The 17,938-nt window shown below is 37.8% G+C and carries 15 protein-coding genes; 8 read left to right on the top strand and 7 right to left on the bottom strand.

Going from position 1 to position 17,938, the window contains the following annotated elements; all coding sequences use genetic code 11:
* The first annotated feature begins 47 nt into the window (after window positions 1-47).
* Window positions 48-1,256: an imidazolonepropionase gene (hutI, locus tag ACFQ3N_RS00785; RefSeq protein WP_390358746.1), complete on the top strand. Its 1,209-nt coding sequence runs from the start codon at window positions 48-50 to the stop codon at window positions 1,254-1,256.
* Complete coding sequence (gene hutG, locus ACFQ3N_RS00780) at window positions 1,253-2,206, top strand: formimidoylglutamase (protein WP_390358616.1); 954 nt, start codon at window positions 1,253-1,255, stop codon at window positions 2,204-2,206. The genes hutI and hutG overlap by 4 nt, the downstream gene beginning before the upstream one ends.
* Window positions 2,207-2,286: 80 nt before the next feature.
* On the opposite strand, the gene ACFQ3N_RS00775 is transcribed toward hutG, so the two are convergent.
* On the bottom strand, window positions 2,287-2,619 hold the full coding sequence (locus ACFQ3N_RS00775; protein WP_390358613.1) for a winged helix-turn-helix transcriptional regulator: 333 nt from the start codon (window positions 2,617-2,619) through the stop codon (window positions 2,287-2,289).
* 762 nt (window positions 2,620-3,381) lie between these two features.
* Between ACFQ3N_RS00775 and ACFQ3N_RS00770 the strand changes: the two genes are divergently transcribed.
* The gene (locus tag ACFQ3N_RS00770; protein WP_390358611.1) at window positions 3,382-4,620 is read left to right on the top strand and encodes an aminopeptidase; all 1,239 of its coding nucleotides are present in this window, start codon (window positions 3,382-3,384) and stop codon (window positions 4,618-4,620) included.
* A gap of 57 nt (window positions 4,621-4,677) precedes the next feature.
* Here ACFQ3N_RS00770 and recQ read toward each other — a convergent pair whose 3' ends face one another.
* Entirely contained in the window at window positions 4,678-6,819 is a 2,142-nt protein-coding gene (gene recQ / locus ACFQ3N_RS00765; protein ID WP_390358609.1) for a DNA helicase RecQ, read from the bottom strand.
* A 991-nt stretch (window positions 6,820-7,810) separates the two neighbouring features.
* Complete coding sequence (gene brnQ, locus ACFQ3N_RS00760; RefSeq protein WP_390358607.1) at window positions 7,811-9,109, bottom strand: branched-chain amino acid transport system II carrier protein; 1,299 nt, start codon at window positions 9,107-9,109, stop codon at window positions 7,811-7,813.
* Window positions 9,110-9,493: 384 nt separating this feature from the next.
* Between brnQ and ACFQ3N_RS00755 the strand changes: the two genes are divergently transcribed.
* Complete coding sequence (locus ACFQ3N_RS00755; RefSeq protein ID WP_390358605.1) at window positions 9,494-11,386, top strand: cation:proton antiporter; 1,893 nt, start codon at window positions 9,494-9,496, stop codon at window positions 11,384-11,386.
* A gap of 33 nt (window positions 11,387-11,419) precedes the next feature.
* Here ACFQ3N_RS00755 and ACFQ3N_RS00750 read toward each other — a convergent pair whose 3' ends face one another.
* Window positions 11,420-11,614, bottom strand: coding sequence for an SE1832 family protein (locus ACFQ3N_RS00750; RefSeq protein WP_390358603.1), 195 nt, complete (start codon window positions 11,612-11,614; stop codon window positions 11,420-11,422).
* Window positions 11,615-11,702: 88 nt separating this feature from the next.
* Between ACFQ3N_RS00750 and ACFQ3N_RS00745 the strand changes: the two genes are divergently transcribed.
* A complete protein-coding gene (locus ACFQ3N_RS00745) occupies window positions 11,703-12,542 on the top strand; it encodes a GNAT family N-acetyltransferase (RefSeq protein ID WP_390358601.1) in 840 nt (279 codons plus the stop codon).
* Between the two features lie 37 nt (window positions 12,543-12,579).
* Here ACFQ3N_RS00745 and ACFQ3N_RS00740 read toward each other — a convergent pair whose 3' ends face one another.
* Window positions 12,580-13,662 (bottom strand): AI-2E family transporter, encoded by a 1,083-nt coding sequence (locus tag ACFQ3N_RS00740; RefSeq protein WP_390358599.1) that lies wholly within the window; start codon window positions 13,660-13,662, stop codon window positions 12,580-12,582.
* A gap of 228 nt (window positions 13,663-13,890) precedes the next feature.
* Between ACFQ3N_RS00740 and ACFQ3N_RS00735 the strand changes: the two genes are divergently transcribed.
* The 3 genes from ACFQ3N_RS00735 to ACFQ3N_RS00725 all read left to right on the top strand — a co-directional run bounded on the left by ACFQ3N_RS00735 (window position 13,891) and on the right by ACFQ3N_RS00725 (window position 17,540).
* Complete coding sequence (locus ACFQ3N_RS00735) at window positions 13,891-15,621, top strand: phospho-sugar mutase (RefSeq protein WP_390358597.1); 1,731 nt, start codon at window positions 13,891-13,893, stop codon at window positions 15,619-15,621.
* 283 nt (window positions 15,622-15,904) lie between these two features.
* Window positions 15,905-16,675 (top strand): TerC family protein, encoded by a 771-nt coding sequence (locus ACFQ3N_RS00730; RefSeq protein ID WP_390358595.1) that lies wholly within the window; start codon window positions 15,905-15,907, stop codon window positions 16,673-16,675.
* Between the two features lie 499 nt (window positions 16,676-17,174).
* Complete coding sequence (locus ACFQ3N_RS00725; protein ID WP_390358593.1) at window positions 17,175-17,540, top strand: DUF488 domain-containing protein; 366 nt, start codon at window positions 17,175-17,177, stop codon at window positions 17,538-17,540.
* 23 nt (window positions 17,541-17,563) lie between these two features.
* On the opposite strand, the gene ACFQ3N_RS00720 is transcribed toward ACFQ3N_RS00725, so the two are convergent.
* Complete coding sequence (locus ACFQ3N_RS00720) at window positions 17,564-17,656, bottom strand: DUF4003 family protein (RefSeq protein WP_390358744.1); 93 nt, start codon at window positions 17,654-17,656, stop codon at window positions 17,564-17,566.
* Window positions 17,657-17,672: 16 nt separating this feature from the next.
* A complete protein-coding gene (locus ACFQ3N_RS00715) occupies window positions 17,673-17,849 on the bottom strand; it encodes a hypothetical protein (protein WP_390358591.1) in 177 nt (58 codons plus the stop codon).
* Between the last annotated feature and the right edge of the window lie 89 nt (window positions 17,850-17,938).

Raw genomic sequence — 17,938 nt, 5'->3', positions numbered from 1 at the left:
AAGTGCATGTAGAAAAATTAATTACGAACATTGGTCAGCTTTTAACAATGGATAAAAAAGGACCTGTTAAAGGAAAGGATATGAACGACCTTACCGTTATGGAAGACGCAGCTGTTGCCATTACAAATGGAAATGTTGTCTGGATTGGCTCAGTCGAAAAAGCAATGAATATTCAAGCAGAACAGACGATTGATGCCGAGGGCAAACTGGTTACTCCTGGATTAGTTGAACCACATACCCACCTTGTTTTTGGTGGGTCACGAGAGAAAGAAATGGCCCTCAAACAGCAAGGTGTAGACTACTTGGATATTTTAAAACAAGGAGGAGGTATATTAGCGACCGTAAATGCTACAAAAAAAGCGAACTATGAAGAACTTCTCGACAAGACATTATTTCATTTAGACCGAATGGCGATGCATGGAATTACAACGGTAGAAGCAAAAAGCGGCTATGGATTAGACAGGGATACCGAATTAAAGCAATTAAAAGTTGCAAAAGAGGCTAATGTTAAACACCCATTAGACGTTATATCAACGTTTTTGGGTGCACACGCTATCCCGCCTGAATATAGGGAAGACCCAGAATCATTTCTGGATGTAATGAGTGACATGTTCGATGAAATAAAGGAAAATAATCTCGCCGAATTTGTCGATATTTTTACCGAAACAGGTGTATTCACTGTAGAACAATCCAGACGTTATTTACAAAAAGCGAAGGAAAAAGGGTTTGGTGTAAAGTTACATGCCGATGAAATTGACCAATTAGGTGGTACTGAACTCGCTGTTGAAGTGGGCGCAATTAGTGGGGATCACCTTGCAGTAGCTTCTGATGAAGGAATCGAACAACTTGCTGCATCGAATACAATTGGCGTCATTTTACCTGGAACCAGTTTTTACTTAGGAAAAGATATATATGCTAAAGCGCGACAAATGATTGATTCAGGAGCGGCGATTGCGATATCAACAGACTTTAACCCAGGAAGCTCAGTCACAGAAAACCTTCAATTCATCATGTCAATTGCAGCACTACGATTAAAGCTATCCCCCGCTGAAATTTGGTATGCTGTTACGGTTAATGCAGCACACGCAATCAGCCGTGGACACGAGGCCGGATCAATCGCAACAGGACGAAAAGCAGATATCGTGATTTGGGATGCACCGAATTATATGTATATTCCATATCATTATGGGGTGAATCATGCGAAAACAGTTATCAAAAATGGGGAAGTGTTATACGAAAGGCAGTCGATACGATGAAAAAATCTTTACGACACTTACAGCCAGCAGGAGAAGCAATTTTTAAGGATAGATTTACAACGAAAGCAAACGAATTGCTAATGCCCTGGAATGGTGGAATTACAGGGGATATCGGCTTGGTCGGAATACCACTTTCTAAGCCGTCGATTAGTCACTCAGGGGCGTCACTTGCACCCGGTGCAATCCGTTCGGCTTTACAAAGCTATACAACATATTCAGGAGAAGAAGGGTTGAATCTTACGGATCGTATTATTGATTATGGTGACATCTACATGGACCCAACTGATATTATAGGGAATCATCAAAGGATATTCGAAGGGTTACAAGATGTATTTCAAACAAATGCAGTGAACAATTGGCTGCTTTTGGGGGGAGACCACTCGATAAGCTATTCCGCCATAAAAGCATACGCCCAACATCAGACTGTTGGCGTCATTCAGTTTGATGCCCACCACGACTTACGCAATGTGGAGGATGGTGGTCCTACAAATGGAACACCATTTCGCCGATTATTAGATGATCAGGTAATTGAAGGGGAAAACTTGGTACAGATTGGTATTCGAGATTTTACCAACGCGAGAGCGTATCATGACTTTGCAAAAAAGCATGGTGTTACTGTTTACACGATGGCTGACCTTGAAACCCGGACAGTAAAATCAATTGCAGAACAAGAAATACTCAAGCTAGCCGAAAAAGTGGATGCCATTTATCTGTCAGTAGATATGGATGTACTCGATCAAGCGTTTGCTCCGGGATGCCCAGCAATTGGACCTGGTGGGATGGACAGTAAATCGTTGTTGGATTCCATAACACTAGCTGCATCACACCAAAAGGTCACAGCCATGGATATTGTAGAGATAGACCCAACTATTGATTTTCGTAATATGACAAGTAGAGTAGCGGCTTATGTATTGTTGAGTTTTATGAAAGGTATGAGGCGAGGAAGATGAAGCTGGACGTGTCTGATTCTGTAATTAAATAGACGTCGTATTTAACTAAAAAAAAGGGCTGTATTAACAGCCCGAAATATTTATTGCACATCTTGTTGATTGATTTCATCTTGTGTTACGTAACCATCAGCCCAGTGCTGAATCTCGCGAATGATCGGCTCTAGAGCTTTCCCTTTATCAGACAATGAGTATTCGATACGAACAGGAAATTCAGAATAAATATTTCGTTTGACGATACCCTCTTTTTCAAGCATTTTTAAACGATCAGAGAGTAGCCTTCCGCTAATAGGTAAATCTGCTTCCATATGAGAAAAACGTTTCGTACCTTTTAGCAGCTCAAATAGGATAAGTCCCACCCAACGTGTACTTAAGAGTTGCATTGCTTTTTCAAAACGTGGACACAGTTCTTCCATTACGATCACCTCTCTCTGATTTTATCTTAAATCATCAATTTAATTACTAAAAGTAAGTTATTATTATCATAACACATAATTGATGATGCGTAAATTAGCAGTAAAGATGTAAAATAGACATTCTTTAAGGCTGCTATCTGAAAGATTGTTGTTTTTACTACAATAGATATAAAAAGCGACATAACTTGAGATGATAAGTGGTGCAGTTACTCGCTCTGGAAATACACTTCGCGCATCTTAGGGCGGCTGGTGAGCTTCTTCATGCTAACGCATTTTTAGAATCTCACCTAGGCCTATCCTCCCGCAGAACAAGGAAAGCTACGGCAGCATTACATCGCACGCAGAAAAAGTGATTTCCTTTTTCAAGGAGTCTTCGTGTATTTCCGCCGCTGGTATAGTTTTCATAATAAAACAACAGCTATCATTTTGTTTTTTATAGCATAAACAGCCACTTTTAGGATGGTTGATTGGAGCAGAGGGCAGCCGACTCCTGCGGGAACAGCACGTGTCTGAAGACACCGAAGCGGTGGTTTTCCGCTTCGGAGGCTGAAGCCGTGCCCGCGGAAAGCGGCTGCCCGTAGCGGAAAGCAACCTAGCAGTTACGTCGCATTTTATTTCAACTGCGAGAATTAAAAAGCAATAAAACTTACGAAATGAGCTTTTTTATTTTCTACATAATTGGAAAAGTTATTTGGTTATTTCTGATTTTTATGAAATAATAACGATATACGAAATAAATTAATTTAATATGGAGGTAATTGTATGGTGAGCCAACAAACGAAGGAAAAATATGCTGACTTAGCCTTAAGAACGGGAGTCAACCTACAGAAGAACCAAGCATTAATGATAAATGCTCCAATAGAAGGTGCTGATTTTACAAAAATTGTAGTTAGAAGAGCGTATGAATTAGGTGCTAAGGATGTACATATTAACTGGGTAGACGATGAATTAACATTATTAAAATATGAAAATGCACCAGACGAGGTGATTGCAGATTACCCTGAATGGAAAGTGAAATTACATGATACTTACGCTGAAGATGGAGCAGCGGTTTTATCGATCCGTTCCACTGATCCAGATCTTTTAAAAGATATTGATGCTTCACGAGTGGCTAAGGCTAACAAAGCGGCAGCACAAGCGATGAAGAATTTCAGACAGTACACCATGAATGATAAAATTTGCTGGTCGATTATTTCTATCCCAACTGGGGATTGGGCACAAAAGATATTCCCTGATAAGTCAAAAGAAGATGCAGTGGAGAGTCTATGGGATGCCATTGTAAAAATTGTTCGAGTTGATAAAGATGATCCATTGGCAGCATGGAATGAGCATAATGAAACATTACGAATTGCACGAGAGTTATTAAATAAGAAAAACTACGATAAATTAATTTTTAAAGCACCAGGAACCAATTTAGAAATGAAACTTCCTAAAGGACACCTTTGGAAGGGTGGATCTGCTGAGTCTGAAAAAGGTACAACGTTTAATCCGAATATGCCAACAGAGGAAGTTTTTTCCATGCCTCATAAATACGGTGTTGATGGAACTGTTTCTAGTACCAAGCCGTTAAATTATGGTGGAAGTTTGATTGATAATTTTACACTTACGTTTAAAGACGGAAAAGTAGTTGATTTTAAAGCAGAACAAGGAGAAGATACACTGAAACATTTACTTAATACTGATGAAGGTGCGCGCCGTCTTGGTGAAGTGGCACTAGTACCACACGAATCACCTGTTTCACAATCAGGCTTGATCTTCTATAATACCTTGTTTGATGAGAATGCGTCATGTCATATTGCGCTTGGAAAAGCTTATCCTACCAACATAGAGGGTGGATCAGCAATGAGTGATGATGAGCTCGACCAAAACAATGTAAACGATAGTCTAACACATGTTGATTTCATGATTGGTTCAGAGGAATTGGATATTGACGGTGTACTTGAAGATGGAACAACAGAAGCTGTCTTCCGTAATGGAACATGGGCTTTTGAAATAAAGTAATAGTACATTTAGAAAACCACCATGCTACCCTCATTTTAGAGGTGGCATGGTGGTTTTCTACATTACTCCATTTTTAATCAAAACGGCTTTAATCTTTGTATAATCGTATCCATCTGGCAATGCTTCTTTTAAGGGCTTCAGTTTAGGTTCATCGATTTGCTCATGTACAGCTAAAACGTTTGCTTCCTCTTCATCATTAAAAAAGATGCCCCATGCGATCGGATGGCCATTCTGAAATGCTTTAAAAATATGATTTTCAATGGTTTGTTTCGACATTTCCCGAATTACTGCAATATCGTTTAATGGCTTTCCGGATTGAAACATGTGATAGGTAATCATGTGGCTTGGTCGATCGTCTGTAGTCTTTTTTGGTTTTGGTGATGGTGCATCATCAATTCTGACCTTCGTTTTAACATCCTGATTAGCACTGCGCCATTTTTGAATAACAGCTAAAAACGCTTCCCCATATTGGTCATATTTCTTTTCGCCTACGCCTTTGATTTGTAGCATGTCCTCTTTTGTAGTTGGGAAGTATCGGCTCAATTCTTTTAAGGTCGCATCAGAAAACAACACATATGGTGGAACGTCTTGTTCATCAGCTAACTGTTTACGCAGTCCACGTAATGAGTTAAATAATTCCTCGTAATAGTCTGCATCTTCGCTGGTTGGAATTGGTGCTGTATAAATCCAGACAGGACGTTTTCCTTTTAACACATCCACTGCATTTTGATTTAATTTTAATGTCGGAAATTTCCCTTCTTCTGTGGCAAGCAGCTGTTCCGCAATGAGAAAATGAATCCATTCGGTTAGCTCTTTTTCTGTGTATGCTGACAAGATGCCATAGGTAGATATTTTATCCAGACGGAAATCCTTTATTTTCTTGTCTTTTGATCCTTTCAATACCTTAGCAGTCATCCCCACACCAAATCTTTCTCCCATTCGTTTAACACATGAAAGAATCATTTGTGCTTCTTCTGTTATGTCTGTTTTTTCCTGGCGATGTAAACAATTACTGCAACGACCGCATGTATCCTCTGTATCGGTGTTATTGAAATAATCTAAGATGGAAGTTGTTAAACAGCCATGGGTATGACAGTAATTGATCATGGCTTGTAATTTACGGTATTCCTTTTGTTTTGCGGTATCATCCATCAGGGATTGTTCAATTAAAAACTTCTGTAATTGAATATCCTGCGGTGAAAACAATAAGATACAGTCACTTGGTTCTCCGTCACGTCCAGCCCTGCCAGCTTCCTGATAGTAGGATTCAATATTCATAGGCATAGCATAGTGAATGACAAAGCGCACGTTTGATTTGTCAATTCCCATCCCAAACGCATTTGTTGCAATCATTACTGTGATTTCATCATGGATAAATGCAGCTTGTGCTTGCTTCCGTTCATGCTCAGATAGACCAGCATGGTACTTGGCAACAGCGACACCGCGTTTAGTAAGCTGATCATATAATGCGTCAGCTTGTTTGCGTGTTGCTGTGTATATAATACCTGATTCATCCTGATGTTCATCTAAAAAAGATCGTACATATGTGGCTTTATCCTTCCCTTTTACCATATGAAAGGATAAATTGCCTCGTTCAAAACCTGTATGGACAACATGATCATTTTCGATATGTAATAAACCTTGAATATCAGTGATTACTTCTTCCGTTGCTGTTGCGGTTAAGGCTATGAACACAGGTATGTTTGGTATCTTTTTCAAGTTAGGGACAATGGAACGATAACTTGGCCGGAAATCATGGCCCCATTGAGAGATGCAATGTGCTTCATCAAACGCTACTAAAGCAATTGGGATATTCTTAATAACATTTATGAAGCTGAACGATTCAAAGCGTTCAGGAGCAACGTAGACAAATTTATACCGCTCGGCAGCTAAATCCTGTAGTCGCGTTTGTTGTTCCCCGGGTGTCAGGGAACTATTAATATATGTAGCAGAAATACCCAATGACTGCAGTGCATCTACCTGATCCTTCATAAGTGATATTAATGGGGAGATAATAATGGCTGTTCCATCAAGGGTCATACCGGGGATCTGGTAGCATAACGACTTACCACCACCAGTTGGCATTACAGCAAGTGTGTTATTAAATTGTAGAATATGATCAATCGTCTCTTGTTGTCCGGGACGAAATGTTTCATAACCAAAATAAGTGTGCAAGATTTCTTTTTCTTTAACAGGCATCGAGGTGTCCTCCTTTTCTTATATAATCCTAACATATTTTTTTCATAACATTGAATCCTTTGTGAAAAACGAATTTTACAGGAAGAAAAATTGCCACTTTTTAATTTTAAACAGCAAAAGCTAGAAGCGCCCTTAGGGGTATGGCGACGTTGGGTGCTAGTGCTGGACGTGGCTTACATAATTAATTATAAATATTATAGTTTATCAATCAATAAAAAAAGCTGACATAGAGTAACGGGTTCCGTTACCTATCGCAAAACTCGAAGTCACACTATAAAATGTACCTAAATTTGTACTATTAATCGCATCGTATTAGTAGTGGTATTTCATAACTAAAAATTTAAAATTCTCTGTTCACTGGACTGAGATTTTTCTTGGCAAATAAGAAAGCATTCCTGTAATAAAGCAAAATGCGTATTGAATAAAAAAGGTCCCCTTGGTGAGATAGCCTATCTTTTTTGCGGACTCATTGGACCTTATTTTCTTTCATTATCTATATTCATCGCTGTTGTCGGACTCAGCGGACTTTATTTGTAACAGTTCTAGGAGTAATAGACTGTTTTTTCATGCAATAAGATCCCCTGAGTCCGCTCGACCTTAAAAATCATTGTTTTTGACACAAATAAGGGCACTGGGGTCCGCTTAAAATTTCTCCGTCCATTATCTACCTCTTTTCACAAGAAGCGACTGCTCTTCTTGTGCCAACCATAAATATTCAGAATACCTTGTAGAATCAAGGGAAACGAAACCAATTTATTGGTAAATTTATGTATGCTAATTTGCATCCGAATTTGTAGGCCAAAATGTAGACGTTTACCAAACAAATCGGGGGTACAAATCACACGACAATTATAATGGATTTTAAACTGTAAATTTCTATTATACCAACAAAAAATGCTCATCAAATTTGCATACAACTTGATGGGCATTTTACGTTACATTTTTAATGTTTTTGATAGGAACAAGAATCCGTTAGACATAGAGTCAACTATTACCGAGAAAAGGAGGGTCGTATTGTATTATGAGCAAAAAAGCCAATCATTCCACCAATTATGGCGGGTACAAGCCAGCTCAGCCCGATCGGGAACAAGGGTAAGCTTTCCATAAATGGTGTAATTGCAGCTAAATCAAATCCGAATGCAATTAATCCATCATACAGACTAACGATAGCAGTTAGTAAAATAGCTCCGCGGTAAACCAGAGGTGACCCTTGAAATAATCCTCTTAAAAACGTTAGCAGGATTAGAACAATTGCAATTGGATAAATGAATACAAGCACCGGGACAGAAAAATTAATTATTGTATTTAATCCCTGGTTCGCGATCAGATAACTTCCAATCGTTACACATAAAATTATCCATCTGTAGGGTACACGTGTTACCTTGTTAAAAAACTGGCCACTTGCAACAACTAAACCTACTGAGGTAGTAAAGCAGGCTAAGGCAACAATAACACCAAGTAATAACGTTCCGAAACTTCCAAAAATCATATGAGCAGCACTTGATAGAATTTCCCCGCCATTTGTGTAGGTCCCTTGGTCAGCCATCTTTGCACCAATCCACCCAATCGATCCATAAACAGTAATTAAACCTATACCTGTTATGATTCCGGCTTTTAAGGTGGACTTGACTAACTGTTGTTGTGTAGTTACTCCACGTTCCTTAAAAGCATTCACAACGATAATACCAAAGGCTAAGGCTGCAATAGCATCCATCGTTAAATAACCTTCAACGAACCCTGTGAAAAATGGAGATGATTCATATTTTTCAGTCGGCCCAGGTAAAGTACTGTCTATTAATAAGAATCCACCAATGCTTAGTCCAACAATTGCTAGTAATAAAATCGGTGTAAGAAATTGACCGACTCGATCCACCATCTTAGACGGGTTTAAGCTAACAATATAAACAAACAAAAAGAATATTGTTGTGAAAATAAACAAAGATAAGGTAGAAGCACCATCAGAAAATGGTTCTACACTCATTTCAAAAGCTACTGATGCAGCACGTGGAATCCCGAAAAAAGGGCCGATTGCTAAGTAAACTATTGATGTAAAGATGAGTCCGAATAATGGGTGAACATGATCTGCAATTTCCCTGGCATCATTTTTTACATAGGATATAGCTGTAACGGCCAAAATTGGTAACCCGACACCAGTTAGTACGAACCCGCTGATGGCTACCCAATAGGATGTACCGGAATCAATACCGAGTGTAGGGGGGTAGATGAGATTTCCTGCCCCAAAGAATAATGCAAAAAGCATAAAGCCAATAATAAAAGTATCTTTATTCATGATGAAAGCTCCCTCCGACTAAGATGTTTCGAATGTATTGTTATGAAGTTCACTGGAAACCGCTTACATGTATGAAAAGTAAATTACACTTAGGTTTCTTAGATAGAAGGGATATTATTGTCATTATTATCAGATAATAAAAGAGGTAATTCCCTATTAAATTTTATTAGCATAATAGCAAAAATAATCTTATCAAGGAGATAATAGGTTGTCAACGCAATTCAGCAGCTATTTTTAACAAATTTGTGATAAATATGTATTTTAAGATAATAATAGTTAAAGATTTAATTGTTTACATTCTTTGTGTACCCCTTTAAAATGTTCTTTATATATTAAGGCAGTGTCTTTCTTTTAATCAATAATAATGTAGTTAGGGGGTAAGATATGGTTCCATCTATTCTATTTGAAATTATGCTTATAGGTCTTTTAGGAATTGGATCCCAGTGGTTAGCTTGGCGTTATCGGATGCCAGCTATCGTTATCATGTCCATTACTGGTCTTTTGGTAGGTCCAATTTTCGGTTTGATGAATCCCGAAGAAGACTTTGGCAATTTATATAATCCGATTATTTCTGTTGCAGTAGCCATTATCCTTTTTGAAGGGGCATTAAATTTAAGTTTTAAAGAACTTCGAGGACTTGGGAAACCTGTTTTTCGTATATCAACAGTCGGAGCCTTTTTAGCGTGGATCCTAGGCTCATTGACAGCACATTATATTGCTGGCTTGTCATGGGCTGTAGCATTTGTTATTGGTGGACTATTTATTGTTACTGGTCCGACTGTTATTATGCCATTACTACGTCAATCCAAGTTAAAGCCAAGACCAGCAAAAATACTTAAATGGGAAGGTATAATTGTTGACCCAATTGGAGCACTACTGGCCGTTTTTGCTTTTGAAATTATTGCATTCTTAACTGCTAATAATCCTGATGGTACAGCACTCATGATGTTTTTTGCAGCGTCAATATTTGCCGCGATATTAGGTTGGGCTTTTGGTCGGGGAATTGGCTGGATGTTCGAAACTGGCCATATCCCGGAATTCTTAAAGTCACCTGCAGTATTTATTGTAGTAATATTGTGTTTTACAATTGCTGATGAAATTATGCATGAAACAGGACTATTATCCGTTACAGCGATGGGAGTTACACTTGCAAATATGGGGATAAGTTCCGTAGCCGATATGCGCCATTTTAAAGAAAACATCACGATTTTGTTAATTTCAGCAATATTTATTATGCTGACAGCGTCCTTGCAAATAGAAACGTTGCTGCAAATGTTCAGTCCAAATATTCTCGGTTATGTATTATTGATGATGTTCATTGTTCGTCCATTGTCTATTTTCATATCCACAATAGGTACCGGACTATCACTAAATGAAAAAGTATTAGTTGGGTGGATCGCACCAAGGGGGATTGTTGCATTAACCGTGTCAAGTTACTTTGCCTCCATTTTAACCGAGGCAGGATATGAAGACGCAAATATCCTAACAACATTGACCTTTGGGCTTGTTTTCTTTACCGTTTGTGCACATGGGTTTTCAGTCGGTTGGTTATCGAAAAAACTTCATTTATCAATGGAGGGAAGACCAGGTACATTAATTGTTGGTAGTAATAGGTTTACTGCTGAACTTGCAAAGTCGCTAATGAAGGCTAAATCGCCTGTAATCATAGTTGACTCATCATGGGAGAGGTTGCAGCATGCACGTAAAACTGGCATCCCGTTTTACCATGGGGAAATGCTTTCAGAACAAACGGAATACCATTTGGACACTATTCCATATGAGTACTTAATTGCAGCAACCGAATATCATTCCTACAATGCACTTGTTTGTACAACATTTATGCCTGAATATGGCAGAACGAATGTATTCAAAGTAAGTCCATTTCATCAACTTAGAAATAATAATGTGGAAGATATCGTTGATAAAGTTGCAGGAAGAATCCTATTTAAACAGGAAGTGTCAGTAGACGATCTTTGTTCCAGACTTTCAAGTGGATACGTGTTTCGGCAAACAGTGCTTACAGAAAAATATAAATATAAGCAGTATTTAGAGGATAGAGAGGATACAACAGTCCTACTATATTTCATTAAACCTTCTGGACAGATTAAGTATTATTCAGAAGAAATGAGAAATACACCTGAAAAAGGGGATACAATAGTAAGCTTAACTTCTCAAAGTAAGGAATTTAAAAAAATACAAAATAAACTAGACAATCAACGAAATAACGGTAATAATAACGGTAACGGAAATGGCAAAGGAAATGGAAACAGACAATAAGAAAAGAGTGAAACCTCAGTGGTTTCACTCTTTTTATTCGTTTTCCTCTTCATCCATGGCATCAAGCTTCTTATTCAATTCTGCCATTTCTCCTTCTAATCGAATTAATTGTTGTTCAGCAGAAGAAACCCTTCCACGGACATACTCCAACTTATCCATGTCACTTTGAATCCGAACATAATCTGATTTTACTTCATCCAATTTAGCTTCGATTTCTTTTCTCGTCATACAATCACTCCCAAGTATAGTTTATCTGATGTCTCCTTTACAAAACAAGAATTTAGGATAACATTAACTATAAAAGGGAGCGGAAAAAATGGATGTAATGGTTGTAACCTCTGTTGAGAAGTACACAGATAGAGTTGAAGAACTCTTACTAAAAAACGAAGCCTGCAACAATTTGATGCTTGGCATTCTTGATCGTCTCGTAGATGGTGAACAAGCATATAAAGGTGGGTATTACCTCGGGCTAGTGGTAAAAGACGAAAAGGCAGTATATGCATTCATGCAAACCCCACCTAATAATTGGATTTTTGCTGATGTGGATGGTTTGGACAGTAAAATCATGGAAGGAGTAGCTGAATTTCTGTATAAGAGTAATTTGGAAGTACCTGGTGTACTTGGACCAAACCGAATGGTAGAAATTTTTATAAATAAATGGAACCAAGTTGCAAGATTAAAGATGAGGCAATTAATTTATCAAGTTGATCAAGTAAACGAGCTGCCAACTGTTGACGGATATTTAGCACATGCAACAGACGAAGATCATTCCCTAGTGAAAAAGTGGTTAATTCAGTTTGGTATAGAAGCGAATGAACATATATCTGAAACTCATGCAGACCAAACAGCAGGAGTTTTTATCGAAAATCAATCCCTCTATTTATGGATGGCAAATGACATGCCAGTTTCCATGGTTAACAGATCAAGAAAAACTAAAAATGGGGTAGCGATAAATGCTGTATTTACCCCAGATGAATATAAGGGAAATGGCTATGCAACAACGGCTGTGGCAAAACTCACCGAAAACCTACTAGACGAAGGGTTTCAATTTTGTAGTCTGTATACGGACATAGCGAACCCAACTTCAAATAGCATTTATAAGAAAATAGGTTATTATGTGGTAGGTTCATCAGTAGTTTATGAGTTTAAAAAGTAAAAAATAAGCCCGGTACTTGGTAGCACCGAGCCTTGCTTTAAATTAAAGCATCTTCTTTTTTGTCCTTTGATTTGGTATAGGTTTGATAAAAGTGAGCGATAATTGTCTTCAGCACTGCATAAAATGGAACCGCAAATAGTATACCGAGAAAGCCTGCAATGCTTCCTGCTGCTAGTATGACAGTGATTACTGTTAGTGGATGCAAGTCCAGTGCGCGTCCCATTACATTTGGTGAAATGAAGTTACTTTCTATTTGTTGTGCGATAAGCATTACTAAGGAAACCCAAAGGATCATCATAGGATCCTGAAAAGCCCCAACAATTAATGCAGGTATCACAGCCAAAAATGGACCGATAAATGGAATAACATTCATAATTAATCCAAATAAAGCAAGTGTTAATGCATAATCCAATTTAATAATGTAATAACCTATTAATAACAGTACACCAACACAAAAACTAACGATTAACTGACCTTGTATAAAAGCGGTTAATGCTTCATCAATTTTGTGAAGTAGACTACGAATATTATCTGCCTTCTTCTTATCAAAAATCCTTGTTATATAAGGGACGAGTTTATCCCCATCCTTAAGCATAAAGAACAAAAAGAATGGTACTAAAATGAGAGCGGCAAGAAATCCAATGAGTTGTCCGATAAACCCAAATATATACCCCATTACACCTTCAATATGTGATTGAAGATTGTTGGTAAAATCATTAATGGCTTTATTTACTTCTTCTGGAATTATGAATTGGGATTGTTGGAAATCGAAAATTAGCCCCTGTGCTCCTTTCACCATTTTTGGAATGTTGTCGACAAGGTTTGAAAATTGAGACTGTGCAATAGGTGCAATATAAATACTAATGAAAAACCCAATTCCGATTAATACTAGAAATACTAGTAGAATAGAAACGACTCTATTTATTTTAAAACGTTCAAAGAGCTGCATAATCGGTTTGGTTAAATAGAATAATATACCAGCACCGATAATAGGAACTGCTACAGCACCTACATATTTAAATATGGGATCAAAAACAAAGTCGACATTTGAGATGAGCAGAATCAAAAGAAAAATTAAAATAAATAAAACCAAGGTTTGAAACCATTTCTTATTAAACACGCTATTATCACACCTTTTGTTCTTATTATAGGAAACTGGAGCTTTTGTTAATTCGTATATATATATTCTAACTGTAAATAATGGTAATAGAAAGCAAACTTTATATCTTTCCTAGTTTTTTCCTAAATTATACGGGATTAAACATGTAACATAGTAGAGAAATAGAATATTGGTTAAAAGTATGCTAGAATTTAAAAATATATGGTCGGTGTTAGGGGGATATATGTAATGAAGGATTGGCAATTGGCATATGAAAAATGGAACTCATTTGAGCATCTTGATTCATCTTTAAAAAAAGAATTAGCTAACTTACAAGATAACAATGAAGCATTAGAAGATGCTTTTTATAAAGAGCTAACGTTTGGTACTGGGGGATTACGAGGTATATTAGGCGCTGGTACGAACCGTATGAATATCTATACGATTCGTAAAGCGGTTAGTGGTTTAGCAAAATACCTTAAAGAAAATTGTGTAAATGTAAATGACCGCGGGGTTGTGATCGCTTATGATCCACGATATATGTCAAAGGAGTTTGCGGTAGAAACGGCTAAGGTGCTTGGTGCATATGGAATTAAGTCCTATGTTTTTGATACATTACGCCCCACTCCAGTTCTATCTTTTGCTGTTAGATATTTAGCAACAGTAGCTGGCGTGATGATTACAGCAAGTCATAATCCACCAGAATATAATGGGTTTAAAGTTTATAATGAAGACGGTGGCCAGATTACACCTGATGAAGCAAATCAAATTATTGCAGCGATTCAGGAAACGAAAAATGAATTAACAGTACCATACATAGATCAAGAAGAATTAGAAAAACGAGATTTATTTACCTGGGTAGGAAGTGAAGTTGATAATGCCTATCTTGATAGATTAAAACAAATATCTAAACTCAATGAAAAAGATATGCAAAAAGAGAAAGATTTAAACATTGTTTTTACACCTCTACATGGCACAGCCCATGATCTAGTGTTGAGGGGATTAGATCAGCTTAATTTCACCCACGTTGATACGGTGACAGAACAAGCTATTCCAGATCCAGAGTTTTCAACAGTTAATTCACCAAACCCAGAGGAACATCAAGCGTTTGCAATGGCAATTGAGCAAGGAATTAAAGTTAACGCTGAAATATTGATTGGAACAGATCCTGACGCAGACCGTTTAGGCGTTGCGGCAAAAGATAAAACAGGAAATTATAGTGTTTTAACCGGTAACCAGCTTGGGGCTTTATTGCTGGACTATATTCTTTCCAAAAGTGAACACGCGCTTTTGGCCAATGCGCGCATGATAAAAACAATCGTGACAACTGAACTTGGACGTGCTGTAGCAGAAAAATATGACGTTCAAACAATTGATACGCTAACTGGATTTAAATATATAGGTGAAAAAATTCGCCAGTATGATGCAACTGGTGAGACATTTGTTTTTGGTTATGAAGAAAGTTATGGTTATTTAATCAGTAGTTTTGCCCGTGATAAAGATGCTGTTCAGGCAGCTGTGATGGCGTGTGAAATGGCACATTACTGGAAAAACCAAGGGAAAACGTTGTTTGATGCATTAGATGTTTTATTTGAACGACATGGATACTATTTAGAAGGTTTACGTTCACTAACACTTAAAGGAAAGCAAGGTTCAGAGAAAATTGCTGCCATCATGGACGGAGTAAGAGCGAATCCGCTAAATCAAATTGCTGGTTTTAAAGTTGAACAAGTAGAGGATTATTTATCAAGCGAACGAACAATTAACCCTGACAATGTGATTGAAACAATTACTCTTCCAAAAGAAAATGTTTTAAAATATAAGTTAGCGGAAGAGAGTTGGATTTGCCTGCGTCCTTCAGGTACAGAACCAAAAATAAAATGTTATTATGGGGTTCGTGGTACCTCAGCCAAAGACAGTGAAGAACGTTTGGAGAGACTAAAAGCTGAAATGGATCAAGTTTTGAACCAGTATGCATAACATTTTTCTCAAAGGGTAAAGTATGGTAAATAGATAGCCGTCTAGGTAAAGGCAAAATAAAATGATTGACATTTATTGCAAAAAAGGGTATTAATTAAGTAACATATTATTCCTAAAGGGGAGTAGCTGCACAATTTAAGTCGTCATTACGGGATACTGTCCCCGGCTTAATTGGCAACGATCGTTGTTAGCGAGACCTTTACCACTAAATGGGTAAAGGTCCTTTTATTTTGGTTCTTACCTGTTGGTAGGGCCATTTTTTTATTAAAAAGGAGAGACTTCTGTGGAAATACAATTAGTAGTAGAATATCTTTGGGTACTTGTCGTTTTAATTGGGCTGGAAGGTCTATTAGCAGCCGACAATGCTCTAGTATTAGCAATTATGGTTAAACATCTTCCGCCAAAAGAACGTAAAAGGGCTTTATTTTATGGATTGGCAGGGGCATTTGTCCTTCGTTTTGGATCACTATTTATTATTGCGTTCCTTGTCGATGTGTGGCAAGTACAAGCATTAGGTGCAGCGTACTTACTCTTCATTTCGATTAAGCATTTGTATGATAAATTAAAAAAGAAAGACCATGAAGAAAAGGAAAAAGAAAAGGCTGGCAGTGGCTTCTGGATGACTGTTGTCAAAGTAGAATTTGCGGATTTGGCATTTGCCGTGGATTCAATACTAGCTGCTGTAGCACTTGCTGTAGCACTACCCCCGACTGGATTGGGTGAGGTAGGAAGTCTTGACACAGGACAGTTCGCAGTTGTACTAGCAGGTGGTATGATTGGTTTAATTATTATGCGATTTGCTGCAAATATCTTTGTGGAACTATTAAATAAGCGTCCAGGACTCGAAATTGCTGCTTTTGTTATTGTAGGTTGGGTTGGTGTTAAACTTGCATTAATTGTGTTTGCGCATGAAGATATCGCCTGGATCCCGCATGACTTTCCACATTCGACCACATGGAAACTTATCTTTTATACCATATTAGTCGGTATTGCAGTAGGTGGTTGGTTCTTGTCAGGGCGCAAGAACTCAAAAATCCAAGGACATGTAGATTAGTTTTAGCCTATAAGCAATCACCTTGGGTGGTTGCTTATTTTTTAGCAGATAAGAAAGCAAAAAACTTTCTTATCTGCATAAGTGTAACTAAGGCTTCCGCCATTAAGGCTTGCACTCCAGAGCATAAGGGCTTCTAAGAAAGCAAAGTACGCTTACTAAGAATTCCTTTAACGATAAGCCAAGTTTTCTAAATTGTCTAGGAAATTATAAAATTAGGAGCCTGTGGATAATTTATTTACTGCTTAAGCCACGTCCAGCTCCAGCGCCCGTGCTGTTAGTGGGCTTCCTGATCCTCCTTACGATAAGTCAACATCGAATCGTTACCGCTCTTCGTGTTTCCTTTATCTCATGCGGATTTGGAAGATCGACTAACTTCACCGCTTTGCGCGGCAACGTCGACCCACCCGCGATGCGCGGGCGCAGCCCATACGTCGCTAAACGGGCGCTTGCGCTTTTGTTCGCAGATTTGGGTAATGTACATTTAGAAAGGGAGGATTAGATGCCAGTAACCATAAAACGAATATATGAAGATGTCTCAAATGAAGATGGCATCCGTGTTTTAGTTGACCGGGTCTGGCCAAGAGGGATATCTAAAGCAGATGCAGAACTCGATTATTGGATGAAGGAAATTGGTCCTTCAACTGACTTGCGAAAATGGTTTGGACATGACCCAGAAAAATATGATCAATTTAAGGAAACATACAAAGAAGAGCTTTCTCATGGTGAACAGCAGGAAGAGTTAGAAAGGTTAAAAGAGATAACAAAAGATAATAACAAGGATGTAACACTTTTATTTTCCGCAAAAGATGAAAAGTATAATCAAGCCCGTGTACTGAAAGATATTTTAGACCGACAAAGGGTATAGTGGAACAAACTTAGTTTCAATTACTAAAAAACGAAATGACTCATAAATTGCAAATCGTTACCTTTTCTGAATCTATTTTTAACTAACTTGTTATATAATTCTTCCATGTGCTCGATTATACCGGTTTGGTTATCAATACACTAGCAACGTTGCTAGAGGTAAGAAATGGTCCATATTAAATTCCTTTTTACTCATTTCATAGGTAGATGCAATAGTCATCCATATTCGCTTATCTGTTATTTTCCACTTCAGCTCTTGTTTTAACGTTTCATATATATTCCGGTAGTTTTTCACACTTGTAGAATCCATTGCCTCACTATCCTATCCATGAGTAGATATGCATAAGTAATTTCAAACGTTTCATTATAAATGTAAAGTTTGTGTAAATGGTAATGAAG

The organism is Virgibacillus byunsanensis (assembly GCF_042675965.1).
In the GTDB taxonomy this organism is placed as follows: domain Bacteria; phylum Bacillota; class Bacilli; order Bacillales; family Amphibacillaceae; genus Virgibacillus_R; species Virgibacillus_R byunsanensis.
This window is presented reverse-complemented; position numbering and strand designations above follow the sequence as displayed.

Bases quoted from the DNA above. Each gene is read 5' to 3' on its own strand.
- hutI (WP_390358746.1), top strand. From the start codon at position 48: ATGGATAAAAAAGGACCTGTTAAAGGAAAGGATATGAACGACCTTACC.
- hutG (WP_390358616.1), top strand. From the start codon at position 1,253: ATGAAAAAATCTTTACGACACTTACAGCCAGCAGGAGAAGCAATTTTT.
- ACFQ3N_RS00775 (WP_390358613.1), bottom strand. From the start codon at position 2,619: ATGGAAGAACTGTGTCCACGTTTTGAAAAAGCAATGCAACTCTTAAGT.
- ACFQ3N_RS00770 (WP_390358611.1), top strand. From the start codon at position 3,382: ATGGTGAGCCAACAAACGAAGGAAAAATATGCTGACTTAGCCTTAAGA.
- recQ (WP_390358609.1), bottom strand. From the start codon at position 6,819: ATGCCTGTTAAAGAAAAAGAAATCTTGCACACTTATTTTGGTTATGAA.
- brnQ (WP_390358607.1), bottom strand. From the start codon at position 9,109: ATGAATAAAGATACTTTTATTATTGGCTTTATGCTTTTTGCATTATTC.
- ACFQ3N_RS00755 (WP_390358605.1), top strand. From the start codon at position 9,494: ATGGTTCCATCTATTCTATTTGAAATTATGCTTATAGGTCTTTTAGGA.
- ACFQ3N_RS00750 (WP_390358603.1), bottom strand. From the start codon at position 11,614: ATGACGAGAAAAGAAATCGAAGCTAAATTGGATGAAGTAAAATCAGAT.
- ACFQ3N_RS00745 (WP_390358601.1), top strand. From the start codon at position 11,703: ATGGATGTAATGGTTGTAACCTCTGTTGAGAAGTACACAGATAGAGTT.
- ACFQ3N_RS00735 (WP_390358597.1), top strand. From the start codon at position 13,891: ATGAAGGATTGGCAATTGGCATATGAAAAATGGAACTCATTTGAGCAT.
- ACFQ3N_RS00725 (WP_390358593.1), top strand. From the start codon at position 17,175: ATGCCAGTAACCATAAAACGAATATATGAAGATGTCTCAAATGAAGAT.
- ACFQ3N_RS00715 (WP_390358591.1), bottom strand. From the start codon at position 17,849: ATGGATTCTACAAGTGTGAAAAACTACCGGAATATATATGAAACGTTA.